Below are 12322 nucleotides of genomic sequence, written 5' to 3' on the forward strand. Positions count from 1 at the left end.
CTAACCAATCGCCATTTTGATGTTCTCTGGAGTGTGAGACTCTCTTTTCAATCAATCAAAATGACTTTCAACACAAACATGTGCTAAATGCAGAGTCTTATTAAGTTGTTGCTTTGTTTCGCCCTGCTTAAACTAGTTATCGTCAGCGCGCGTAAAAACCTTTAGAAAAAATCTAAAAAAGATGAAAAAAGAAAGGAAATAAGCGGCCAGGCATTGCCTGGCCAGTCGCTCGATTAAAGAGTGAGCGTGCTCTTAAGACTGTTTGGCTTGTGAAAACAAGTTACTACCTCCTGGCTTCATTCCCCAAACAGAAGGGTCATGTTACTGGGTAAAATATTAACCCAGTAACTGTAGTGCTGCCTGTGGACGCTGATTCGCCTGAGACAAGATAGTTGTGCTAGCTTGTTGAAGAATCTGCTGTTGCGTCAGGTTAGCTGTTTCTTTCGCAAAATCAGTGTCTAAAATTTGTGAACGTGCACCAGACACATTCTCAGAGATGTTAGACAAGTTACGAATAGTTGACTGGAAGCGGTTAGTTAAAGCACCAAGGTCTGCACGCTGGGCACCTACCGCTGAAATTGCTGTATCTAGTGTGGCCAGTGCCGCTGAAGCGCCTGCTTGGCTAGAAACAGACAAAGCATCAATACCAAGACCAGCTGCGTCAAAATCATCACCGATAGTGACTGAAATTGTTTGACCTGCATTCGCACCCACCAAGAAACTTGCGTCCAAAGTACCGTCAAGAATGTTAGTTTTATTGAATTGCGTAGTATCAGCGATACGGGTAATTTCAGTTCTAAGCGCTGAAACTTCTTTTTGAAGTGCCAAACGATCGTCAGCTGAGTTAATCCCGTTTTGTGATTGAACAGCAAGCTGGCGAATACGCTGTAATGCGTTAGTGGTTTCACCAAGTGCACCTTCCGCAGTTTGCGCTAGAGAAATAGCGTCGTTTGCGTTGTTTACTGCCTGGTTTAAGCCATTGATTTGAGTAGTCATACGATCTGTAATTTGAAGACCGGCAGCATCGTCAGACGCACGGTTAATTCTCATACCAGAAGATAAACGCTCAAAAGACGTGTTTAATGAATTACTTGAATTGAATAACTGACGTTGTGCGTTTAAGCTTGAAACGTTAGTATTTACGAACATAGACATAAGTCTCTCCTACACTCTCAGTCCAGCGCTTGCTGGCAGCCGGACGAACTCCGGTGATTTATTTACAAATTGTAGAACATCACTTTTCAAGTCGTTTTGAAAAGCATATGTACTGGCTCTCTCGAAAACTTTATCGACAATACAAAAATTCCCTTTAATCTAAATTTGAAAAAAATCACAAAAAGCGGCAAAAAATTGCCGCTTTTAAAAAATGAACTGAGCTGAGCAATAGGTAAAACAAGGATTTGGTCGGGAAAAAACCACTTTTTAAGCTTTTAAAATAATTTTAAATAAATTTTTTAAAGTGACTTTCAAGATTGAGATTAGCGGCATATTGCATTAATGTTTGAATTAAATTTTTCAAGGCTAGGTTGTCTTGTATGCCTTTTTCTGAGAAAGAAAAATCAGCATTACTATCCGTTAAAGGAGTAGGCGAGACGGTTATCAAACGGTTTGAAGAGGTAGGTATTGATTCTCTAGATAAGCTTGCTCGTTTTGAAGCAGCAGAAGTTGCTGATTTGGTTGCATCAATGCTGCACTCACGATGCTGGAAAAACACCAAAGCGCTGGAGGCTGTGCAGGCTGCAATAGATAAAGCACGCTTTTGCAGCCAGCAAAAGCGTATGGAAAATATCTAAATTGCTGCTATATATTAAATATAATTAAACAACGACAAATTTGCGATACGCGGGAAGCTGGCAAATGCGGCCTCTAGAGCCGTTTCCTGGCGAGCAAAATCTGACGATGCCTTAGCATAATCCACATCTTGAATGGCAGAGCGGGCTTGTTCATGGGTCACTTCTGCATCAAGCAGTGAACTTCTTATGGATTCAGCAATATTTAATCTAGCACCAATGGCAGAATTCTCTCGCGACATCTGGTTCAAGCCATTATCGATTCCTACCAAGGTATCTGAGATTATCTTCGAGAATTCTCCCTCTGACAGACTATCGTCTTTCAAAGCGAGCGACATTCTGTGCAAGGTTTCAGCAAGGTTTGTCTTTTCAGGTCGGTTTAAACTAATATCAACGGTGTTTCCAACGGTGCCGCTTATATTCAATTCAATCCCCTGAAACGTAAAGGGCTGTGAATCATTAAAGCTAATTGTATCTAGCACAGCCCCAGAGGCAACATTGCTCACTGTCACCTGATTTGCCGCTGTAATGGTAAAGCGATATTCATTGTTTGCCGCGTTTACCGGGTCAAAATTGTCTTTATGAAAATCATCAAAGGCCCCCTGATCAGCAATGTCAAACGTGTTGATGCTCGCACTTGTTGAGGGCGCAACACTATAGTTTAATCGCGCACTGACATTTTCAAACAAGGTTTTACCCGAAACGGTACTTTGAATAGACACACTATCGGATACCTTTATACGATTTGTTCCATCATCTCCAACGAACTTGATTGGGTTCGCTGCATCGGCGGGATTGAATTCAAAGGCCTGTTTTTGCGACTGGTAACCGGCAAAAATATAGTCACCCGCCGCGTTTTGCGTGTTCATCAAGTCAATCACCTGATTACGAATTTGATCAATTTCAGCAGCAATCGCTTCGCGATCGGCTTGCGCAAAAATCCCGTTACCCGATTGAATAGCAAGCACCCTTGCCCGGTTCACCACTTCATTAATGCTGCGAATAGAGGTTTCCTGAAGCTCAAGCTGACTTGTGGCTAAATCAATATTACGCTCATACTGATTTATCTTATCTAACTCTTCAGTCATACGAATCACCTGCGTCGCCCCGACCGGATCATCAGAGGGTCGCAAAATACGCTTGCCACTGGCAAGCTGACTCTGCAAGTCTGAAAGCTCTCCCTGACTGGTATTTATTGCCCTGAAGTTTTGGTCGTAAATTAAATTCGTAGTGACTCTCATTTGATTCTCATATTCTAAAATTACACAATGTTTTGGGGTGAATAATGCTGATTTCTGCTTGCTCTGAAAGGAGTTTTACGCCTTAAATTAATGTGTCCAAAGGCAAGGAAGCCTTTGGTCAAGCGGCCATGGATGGCGAAAAGCGTCATTAATTTAAGGCGTAAAGCTCCTTTTAAAAGCAAGCAAAAAATATCAGCGCGTAACCGCTAAAATCGTGTCAAACATTTCTCGTGCCGACGTAAGTATTTGTGCAGCTGCCGCGTAAGATTGCTGAAACTGGATCAAATTCGCCGCCTCTTCATCAAGACTGACGCCAGCTGTTGATTCAAACCACTCAGACGATTGCACCTGCATGACTTTTGCTGCCTCGAGATTCACATCAGCACTGGCAGCGGCTGCGCCTACAAAACCAACAATTGCTGCATAAGACTCATTAAAGGTTGTCTTATTATTGTTGCCCGCGTTTGACTGGCGCACTACATCGCTTTGCTGCAGTTCGCCAAAGGCCAGCGCATTGCGGTTATCGTTAATACCGTCTGTATTATAAGAAACCGTAAACTCATCTCCTGCTTTAGGAATGCCCTGCAAAGAAAAATCGTAGCCCGGATAGTCTGAAAGCGCTGCAAATTCAGCAGGCCATGCCGGGCTGCCGCTTACTTTAGCTTGCTCAATCAGGTTGTTTAAATCGCTTACACCGCTTACTGAAGTAATCACATTAGCCGGACTTGAGTTATCCAAAACTTCGTAGGAATCTGCGCCTGTAAAACGTATGCTTACAGGTGCACCAAAGAAAGGCGATGGCGAATCGGCGAGCGTTTTAATTCCGCCCGCACCGTCAAATGCAGATTGATCCGGTCCCGTTCCAACACGGGTGTTAGTTGAGGCGGTTGTTGTTAAAACAGCATCGCCTAGGTTATTAGCACCGCTATCGACTCTCAGCGGTTTGGCAAAGGCCCAATCCTCTCCACGAGTAGTGGCCATTGTTAAATTAGATGCGGCCATACGAGTGGGCTGAACCAAAAACTCATCACCAGCTGCGTACCCTGCTCCACTTGCAAATTCCAATTCGATGCCGCCCATCACCTTATTGTAGGTGCCAGGCTCGGCGCTCACGGTAAGCGTTTGCGTGATCGGATTACCACTAGGGTCAAGTTGAGGACGACCGTTTGTTTTCATTGCCGTCACCTCAATGTCAAATTGCGGAGGCGACCCTGTGGGCGAACTTAACACCGTAATTTTATAGTCATTGTTTGTAATTTCACCGCTTGCGCCCGGTGTTATACGGCCCTTTATCAGCGAGCTTAAATTGCTATTGTCGGGGTAGTTAATGCCTCGAAAATCCGCGATTTTAAAAATATCGCTACCAAGTTGCTGATCTAAATCCATTCCCTGGCGGTTTTGCGTGTTGATCGCGTCAGCCAAAGTTGTGGCTAATTTACCTAAATCACGTTGAGCAGGCTCTAATACATTTTCTCTGTATTTAAAAAGTCCACCTAAACCCCCGCCCAGATTTTCTTCAAAAATGTTTATCGAGGATTCATTTTTAGTGGGCGAATTAAAACTGGTTCTAAGCGTTAACTGACGGTTAGTAAAATCAGGTTCACCATTGACTGCAAATACATTAAATGAACCATCGGCCATCACCAATGATTCGCCCGAGCTCAAGTTTACCACCAAGCCATCATCACCATTGGGTGAATTGCGCACTTCGATGGATACAAGTTTTGACAGCTCAAGAATTGCCTGATCCCTTTGATTGAGTAGCTTGGTAGGCGTATCGACTACCGATGTACCGTTTGCCACCTGTATCGCTTCGTTTAAATCGCCAATTTGCTGAATTAGCCCGTTGGCTCGGTCTACCGATTGCTGGATTTGTAATTCCACTTCATCTTCTTTTGCTTTAACGAAGTCTCCCAGCTGATTAATCCGGCTCATCATCCCCTCAGCTTGCCCCATAATGGCATCACGCGAAGGCATATTGGTTGGGTCATCACTGGCTGTTTGAATAGCCGAGAAAAAGCGCGTCATGGAGCTTGCAATGCTATTTGCTTCGCTCGCGAGCACATTATCTAAACCTTCTACTCTATCGTAAAACGCCTGCGCCTCACCTACTAAAGATGTATCGCGTCGTAACTGGTTTTGCGCAAATACGTCAAACACTCGGTCAGTAAACCCGAAATCAACCCCACCATGTAAATGGTTACCAAAAGTTGTGCGCTCTCGCACATAGCCTTCACTATTGACGTTAGCGATGTTATTACTGGTGGTATTAAGTAAACGGTTGCTGGCGTTAATACCGGTTTTAGCAATAGAAAAAAGATCGGCGTTACGGATCATGGTAATAGGTCACTCATGGTTGAGCTATTGTAAACCGACATGATTTTATCGGCGTAATTTGGGTCGGTTGCATAACCCGCCCGTTGTAATTCAGTAAAGTAGCGCTGTGGATTGCCAGCCTGTTCAACCGCGTTTTTATAGCGTGGGTTTGAACTAACAAAATCAACATAATCGTGAAGCGCTTCTTCAAAATCGTTATAACTTCTAAAAGCAGCCTGTTGCTTTTTAGGCATATTGTTTTCAAACTCGAGGGTGTCGACCACCGCTTTTTCGCCTTGCCAGCGCTTGTCTGCTTTGATGCCAAATAGATTATGCGCATTGTTTCCATCGCCTTGATGGATCATAAATTTCCCCCAGCCTGTTTCTACCGCCGCTTGAGATATAAGCGCCTTAGCAGATATGCCTAAACGCTCGGCCGCAGCTTTTGCTTTTGGATAGAGTGACTGAATAAAGGATGCTGGGGAATCAAAGGCAGCTTGTTTTGTGGCTGCTTGTTTTTTAGTAGTAAATGTTGCTGGAGCTGCTTCTACTTGTGTTTTTAAGCTAGCATTTGCGTCTATCTCGTTAGTTAGGTTTCGATTCAAGCTTGCCTGATGCATAGCTTGTTTATGTAACATGCTTAGATTTCCGTCATTTCTCACGGCACTTGCAGGCATGACGCCTTGGTTTAAGCTCATTTGCTGCACAATAATATCAGCAAGACCAATGCTGCCATTGGTTGACAGATCGGTGGCAAGTTGCTGGTCGTGCATATCACGGTAAAACTTAACTTGCTCTGAATTGAACGGACTGTCTTTATCTGCCATAGCATCCTGCGCTTTACGCATCGACTTAAGCATCATTTGAACAAAGATAGCCTCAAACTGTTTAGCTGCCTCTTCCAAAGCGCCTTGATCGCCAGATTTAGCAGCCGCACGCAAATTATCAAGCCCGCCCAAATCATGAACGCTGCGTGACATTTCAAGCTGTGTTTTTACATTACCCGTCAAATCCACAATTCATGCTCTCTTTCTTATGCAGTTTGGAAAGTCTGACTCCAAGGGAAGAGTATGCGACTAAACAATGTGTCCAAAGGCAAGGATACCTTTGGTCAAGCGGCCATGGATGGCGCAAAGCGTCATTGTTTAGTCGCATACTCTTCCCTTGAAGCCAGACTTTCCATGCTTAATTAAATAACAATCAGTTCACCTTGTAGCGCACCTGCTTGACGAAGCGCTTCAAGAATGGCCATCAAATCGCCTGGCGCGGCGCCAATTTCATTGACTGCTCGCACGAGCTGGTCAAGCGTCACACCCGGGTCAAATTTAAACATGCGGCTATCATCTAGCGCGACATCCACCACCGACTGCGGTACCACCACCGTTTCTCCATCACCAAAGGGGTTAGGCTGCACTACCTGAGGGTCTTCAGAAATTGTCACCGTTAGCCCGCCATGAGTTATAGCTGCAGGCATTAAACGCACATCTTGTCCTATTACAATTGTGCCCGTGCGGCTGTTAACCACAATTCGCGCAGGCGCTGCCGCGGGTTCAAACTCAAAGTTTTCAATCGTGGCCAAAAAGCCAACACGCTGGGCAACATCACGGGGAGCCATTACCTGCACCGATGCTGCGTCAATCGGTGTCGCAATTGCATAGCCGTTTTTAGGATCGGCGCCCAGACGCTGATTGATTTTATCGGCCATTGCCTGAGCGGTACTAAAATCTGGACTGTGCAGATTCAGCGTCAAATAATCGTTTTGCATTAAGCCGCTTGGAACGGAGCGTTCTACTACCGCGCCATTTGCAATGGTTCCCACCGTAGGCGTATTGCTTACAATGCGCGAACCATCATTACCTTGCACGCCAAATCCAGACACAACAAGCGAGCCTTGAGCCACAGCGTAAATCTCGCCATCAAGACCGCGTAAAAAGGTTTGTAAAAGGGTTCCGCCTTGCAAACTTGAGGCCTCACCCACGGAAGATACTGTTATATCTATCGTTTGGCCGGGTTTAGAGAAAGCTGGTAATTCTGCGTGCACGGCCACAGCAGCAACATTTTTAATTTTAGGTTTGATATTGGGATCCAGGCTGATACCAAAATTCGTCAGCATGGTTCTGAAAGATTGTTCGGTAAAGGGACTGGTTTCTCCCGTACCCGGCAAGCCAACCACTAAACCATAGCCCACCAACTGGTTTGAGCGCACGCCCTGCACACTGGCAAGGTCCTTAATGCGCTGTGCAGCAAAGGCTGGACTTATCGATGAACACACAAACAGTATTAAGGTGGCCCATACAAGCATCGCGTTTTTATTAATAGTTAAATTCATAAGGGCCACCATGTGGACGAAAAGAACTGCGTTAACCAGCCTTTTTCCTGGGCACGCGCAAAACTGCCCGTACCGCTATATTGAATGCGAGCGTTAGCAATTTTAGTCGATTGAATTTCGTTATTTGGCAATATGTCGGCCGGACGAATTACGCCGGTTAAGCGGATATACTCGTCTCCGTTATTTAGCGTAAGCCATTTTTCACCGCGAATGATCAAGTTTTGATTGGGTAATACATCGACCACCGTGACAGAGATATTCCCTTGTAAACTATTGCTTTGGCTTGCCTGCGCGTCACCTGTAAAATCACTGCCCGAATCCACACCCAACTGGATAGATTCCTTGCCGATGTTAATTGCATTGCCACCTAAACCAAGAATAGGCTGCAAATCAACATTTGATTCTTTGGATGTAGAGGTGCCTGCACTTTTGCTTGCATTAGTATTTTCACTCAAGCGCACGGTAATGATGTCACCCACACGGCGAGCTTTCACATCTGAATACAAACTGTTGGCTAAAGAGGCGGTAAAAAGACTTCCATCCTCTGCAATTTGATCACGCTTTAATACAGGCACTGCTGGTGCATAAAAGGGGTCGTTCGCCGCTACAGGCTCCGATGCTGTTGATTGACAACCGGCCAGATAAGCCGCGCTGACAATCATAAAAATTACTCGTAATTTCATTTTGAGTCTCTTTAAGGCGTCGTTAGAAACGGTTTTATAGCTGCTGAATAACTTGACCGAGCATTTGGTCAACTGACGAAATCACCTTAGAGTTCATTTCATAAAGGCGCTGACTTTCTATCAAATTCACTAATTCTTCGGTTACGTTCACGTTCGATGTTTCAAGCGTACCTTGTGCAATTGTGCCCAAACCTTCCAGGCCAGGCACACCCTGAACTGGTGCCCCGGAAACAGCCGTTTCCACGTACAGGTTTTGACCCATAGGTTGCAAACCAACAGGATTAATAAAATCAGCAATATTGATTTGTCCCAGAACTTGCGGCTCAGCTTGCCCTCGAAGCTGAGCCGACACTTCACCATCTTGTGATATCGTGACTTGCTGTGCATCAGGCGGCAAAGTAATTACCGGTTGCAGCAAATAGCCCGCGCCAGGCGTGACCATCTGACCCTGATCATTTAGCGTAAATTGACCATTTCGAGTGTAAGCCTGACTGCCATCTGGCATCTGCACTTCAAAAAATCCTCGCCCCTGAATCGACATATCAAGCGCGTTTTCAGTGGTAAGCAAGTTACCTTGCGTATGCGTTTTTTGCGTCGCAACAACTTTAGAGCCGGCACCTAACATTAGACCTGAAGGTAACTCGGTATCCGCGGAGCTTCTGCCACCGGGCTGATTGATATTCTGATACAGTAAATCTTCGAATACCGCGCGATCTTTTTTAAAGCCCACAGTGGATGCGTTAGCTAAGTTGTTTGACACTACCGATACGTCGGTTTGCGCCGCGTCTAATCCTGTTTTACTAATCCAAAGAGCTGGATGCATAATAAATACCTCTGCGAATAACTATCGCGTTAAATCATTCTTAGTAACATGTTGCCGCGCATATCAAGCTGATCCGCTTTTTTCATCAGTTTGACCTGCATTTCGTAGTGACGCTGTAGGCTAATCATCTGCACCATCTCTTCAATGGCATTTACATTAGAGCCTTCTAACATGCCGGAGCGCACACTCACTGTTGGATCAGCAGCAATAAAACCACCGTCTTTTAAATCGAAATAGCCATCTTCTCGGCGTTTGATTTGATCAAGCTCGGGCTTAACCAGCTTTAATCTGCCGACTTCTTCAATCGCGTTATCGGGTGCACCCTGCAGTTTGGTTGAAATAGTGCCATCACCGGCAATGGTGATGTTTTCTACTGGAATAGGTAAGAATATAGGCCCATTGTCGCCAAGCACTAGGTTGCCCTTTGCATCCTGCAAAGCGCCTTCGGCTGTCATGGTGAAGTTGCCATTACGAGTAAAAGCCTCGCCTCCCTCTGGTGTTTGGACAGCGAACCAGCCGTCACCCTGCACGGCAACATCAAGCGGTCGGTCGGTGGTGATCATGGCACCTCCTTCATACTTATTGCTCGGATTTTCCGTCATGCTAAAGACACGAGTCGGCAAACCTTCGCCGTATGCCGGCATAGCGCGTGCCTGTTCTAGCTGCGCTTTAAACCCTGTGGTTTGTGCGTTAGCCAGATTATTGGCACGTACGCTTGTTGCCAAAAGGTTTTGATTTGCGCCGCTTGCAGCGATGTAGAGTAGCTTATCCATAAATACTGCCTGTTCGTCAAAAATTGACACTTACAGTGGAAAAGCAATAAGGATGCCAAGTAATGTTTATAAGTAATGAGGAAGATAGAGAGGCCGAATCAATGTGTTCTGAAGTACTTGCCTATAGTGGCAGCCGATGATTTAGACTAAAGGAAGGACGCCTATAGTCTAATGTGTCCAAAGGCAAGGATGCCTTTGGTCAAGCGGCCAAGGATGGCGAACAGCGACATTAGACTATAGGCGTCCTTCCTTTAGTCTAAGTCGTCATCTCGCTTATCGGATATTCAGAATAGTCTGGTTAAGCTGATTATTTACTTCAAGCGCACGAGAGTTTGCCTGGAAGTTACGCTGCGCAATAATCATATCAATGAGTTCAGTCGTCAAGTTTACGTTAGCTTGCTCTAGCGCTGACGAATTAATGTCACCAAAGGTTCCGGTAGTCGCCTCGCCTGCTAATGCCTCACCTGAGAGAATACTTTCTTTCCACTGCGTACCGCTTTGCTGGGTTAAGCCTTGCTCATTTGCGAAACGCACCAAGGCTACACGCACGATAGGCTCAGACGTTCCGTTTGAAAAAGTCGCCCTTACCAAACCGTCTGGCGAAATATCAATACCCGTTAAGCGCCCTACCGGCAAACCATCCTGCTCAAGCGAAGTAACCTCAAATGCAGAAGCAAATTGAGTGGGTTCATTAGGGTTGGCGCCTATCGGATCCAGATTAAAATCAATAGCAATTTGCTGTGTTGCGTCAGAACCATTCGATAAAATAGTGCCACCTAAGGCTTCAGTCATGATTTTTCTATCAAGCTGAGGCAAACCATCCGCAGACTCAATTCCCTGAAAGTCCCCGCCCTCTGTAAATTTAAGCTTAGCGCCTGTCACAGGATTACCCGAATTAAGGCCTAATGCATTTACCGCAGTTGCCGGGTCGGCATCAGAGCCATCAGAATTTGTCATATCCACAAGCTGGTCATCAACTGCTGCAACAACATACCACTCGTTTACAGCTGCCGGGTCATTGTCTTTCAGAAAGTAATAAGTCATTACATGGCTATCACCTAATGAGTCGTATACGGTAACCGATGTAGCCGCGTTGTAAGTAAGAGGGTCGGTTGGGTCAAAGTCAGCCGGATTTTTGACCTGATCACCTGCCGGTAGGTTAAAACGCACATCCACTTCAGAGGTCTTTTGCGGTGAACCAGAGGAATCCGGAATTCTCACAGGCACAGTGGTAGAAAGTGCGACCGACGCTGATGTACCATCAGGGTTTACCGGAAAGCCCAAAAGATTATCGCCATTTGAATTTACTACAAAATTGTTGTTGTCTAATTTAAACTGACCTGCTCGCGTAAATGAAAAATCGCGCGAGGTAATTTCAGGAACGGTAGCAAAAAATCCGTTACCTGTGATTGCCAAATCCAGAGCATTATTGGTAAAACTTAAACTGCCCTGAGAAAATTGCTGAGAAACTTCTTGAGTGAGTACACCATCACCCACTTTTGTTTTACCCGATGCCAAAAGAGAAGCCGCATACACATCACCAAATTCTGCACGTGATTCCTTAAAACCTACTGTATTCACGTTTGCGATATTGTTCGCCGTTGTATCTAAGTCTTTCTGCGATGCTGAAACACCACTTAATGCAATATTAAAAGACATGTATTTCTCCTATGAATTACCGATTTGAATGACATCATCAAGCTTGATACTGACATCACCGTCTAAATTAAGTACCACACCCTGACCTGAGCCACTTAGACTCACGCTGTCAACGTGTCGGTTGATTGCCGTTGGAAGCGCAGTTACTTCACCGAACACTTCCCCTTGAACTTGAACAGCGTAGTCACCTGGCGGCAATGGATTGCCGTTTTTGTCTGTGCCGTCCCAGTTAAATTCGATATTGCCAGCAGGCTGAGTGCCTACTTGCATGGTTCTGACTACCTCTCCAGCACTGTTATAAATATTAATTTCAGTGTTTTGAGAAGTTTGTTCATTTATGATCACGCCGCTGATATTGCTATCTGCACTCTCTTTGTAACCGATATTGCCGGTAACCAGCACTTGCTGACCAATTAAGCTGGAGGCTTGCAGTGCCTGATTTGATGTCATTGACGCAGCAAAACTTGAGAATTGCTCATTTAATTGCGATATGCCATCGGCCGTTGTGAATGAAGTCATCTGCGCAACCATTTGGTCATTATCTACTGGCTTGGTTGGATCTTGATTTGCCAATTGTTCAGTTAACAAGGCGAAAAAATCTTCTTGCTTCAGCGTTTGCTCTGTCCCGTCTGATACTTTGACTTCTTTCTCAGTGTTCCAGTACAAATCACGATTCAGGCCTTGTTGCTCTAATACGTTCATTTACCT

12 protein-coding genes are annotated in these 12322 nt (G+C 45.2%); 2 read left to right on the forward strand and 10 right to left on the reverse strand.

Annotated elements, in window-relative coordinates; genetic code table 11:
- Positions 1-336: 336 nt before the first annotated feature.
- Positions 337-1155: a flagellin N-terminal helical domain-containing protein gene (locus tag D6V41_RS03100; protein ID WP_136249981.1), complete on the reverse strand. Its 819-nt coding sequence runs from the start codon at positions 1153-1155 to the stop codon at positions 337-339.
- A 380-nt stretch (positions 1156-1535) separates the two neighbouring features.
- Between D6V41_RS03100 and D6V41_RS03105 the strand changes: the two genes are divergently transcribed.
- Entirely contained in the window at positions 1536-1793 is a 258-nt protein-coding gene (locus D6V41_RS03105; RefSeq protein WP_136249982.1) for a helix-hairpin-helix domain-containing protein, read from the forward strand.
- 14 nt (positions 1794-1807) lie between these two features.
- On the opposite strand, the gene flgL is transcribed toward D6V41_RS03105, so the two are convergent.
- The 3 genes from flgL to flgJ all read right to left on the reverse strand — a co-directional run bounded on the left by flgL (position 1808) and on the right by flgJ (position 6363).
- Complete coding sequence (flgL, locus tag D6V41_RS03110) at positions 1808-3031, reverse strand: flagellar hook-associated protein FlgL (RefSeq protein ID WP_136249983.1); 1224 nt, start codon at positions 3029-3031, stop codon at positions 1808-1810.
- A 192-nt stretch (positions 3032-3223) separates the two neighbouring features.
- Positions 3224-5368 (reverse strand): flagellar hook-associated protein FlgK, encoded by a 2145-nt coding sequence (flgK, locus tag D6V41_RS03115; RefSeq protein ID WP_136249984.1) that lies wholly within the window; start codon positions 5366-5368, stop codon positions 3224-3226.
- Positions 5365-6363: a flagellar assembly peptidoglycan hydrolase FlgJ gene (gene flgJ / locus D6V41_RS03120; RefSeq protein WP_421907452.1), complete on the reverse strand. Its 999-nt coding sequence runs from the start codon at positions 6361-6363 to the stop codon at positions 5365-5367. Before flgJ ends, flgK begins: the two co-directional genes overlap by 4 nt.
- A 54-nt stretch (positions 6364-6417) precedes the next feature.
- Between flgJ and D6V41_RS18425 the strand changes: the two genes are divergently transcribed.
- Positions 6418-6540: a hypothetical protein gene (locus tag D6V41_RS18425; protein ID WP_277750963.1), complete on the forward strand. Its 123-nt coding sequence runs from the start codon at positions 6418-6420 to the stop codon at positions 6538-6540.
- Here the strand turns inward: D6V41_RS18425 and D6V41_RS03125 are convergent.
- The 6 genes from D6V41_RS03125 to D6V41_RS03150 all read right to left on the reverse strand — a co-directional run bounded on the left by D6V41_RS03125 (position 6537) and on the right by D6V41_RS03150 (position 12316).
- Positions 6537-7649: a flagellar basal body P-ring protein FlgI gene (locus D6V41_RS03125; protein ID WP_136250089.1), complete on the reverse strand. Its 1113-nt coding sequence runs from the start codon at positions 7647-7649 to the stop codon at positions 6537-6539. The two genes, D6V41_RS18425 and D6V41_RS03125, sit on opposite strands and share 4 nt — an antisense overlap.
- A gap of 23 nt (positions 7650-7672) precedes the next feature.
- A complete protein-coding gene (gene flgH / locus D6V41_RS03130) occupies positions 7673-8359 on the reverse strand; it encodes a flagellar basal body L-ring protein FlgH (RefSeq protein ID WP_136249985.1) in 687 nt (228 codons plus the stop codon).
- Between the two features lie 34 nt (positions 8360-8393).
- Complete coding sequence (flgG, locus tag D6V41_RS03135; protein WP_136249986.1) at positions 8394-9182, reverse strand: flagellar basal-body rod protein FlgG; 789 nt, start codon at positions 9180-9182, stop codon at positions 8394-8396.
- A 29-nt stretch (positions 9183-9211) separates the two neighbouring features.
- Positions 9212-9955: a flagellar basal-body rod protein FlgF gene (gene flgF / locus D6V41_RS03140; RefSeq protein WP_136249987.1), complete on the reverse strand. Its 744-nt coding sequence runs from the start codon at positions 9953-9955 to the stop codon at positions 9212-9214.
- Between the two features lie 273 nt (positions 9956-10228).
- Positions 10229-11614 (reverse strand): flagellar hook protein FlgE, encoded by a 1386-nt coding sequence (gene flgE, locus D6V41_RS03145; RefSeq protein ID WP_136249988.1) that lies wholly within the window; start codon positions 11612-11614, stop codon positions 10229-10231.
- Positions 11615-11623: 9 nt separating this feature from the next.
- Positions 11624-12316 (reverse strand): flagellar hook assembly protein FlgD, encoded by a 693-nt coding sequence (locus D6V41_RS03150; RefSeq protein WP_136249989.1) that lies wholly within the window; start codon positions 12314-12316, stop codon positions 11624-11626.
- Positions 12317-12322 lie beyond the last annotated feature (6 nt).

This window comes from Ningiella ruwaisensis (genome assembly GCF_004798935.1).
In the GTDB taxonomy this organism is placed as follows: domain Bacteria; phylum Pseudomonadota; class Gammaproteobacteria; order Enterobacterales; family Alteromonadaceae; genus Glaciecola; species Glaciecola ruwaisensis.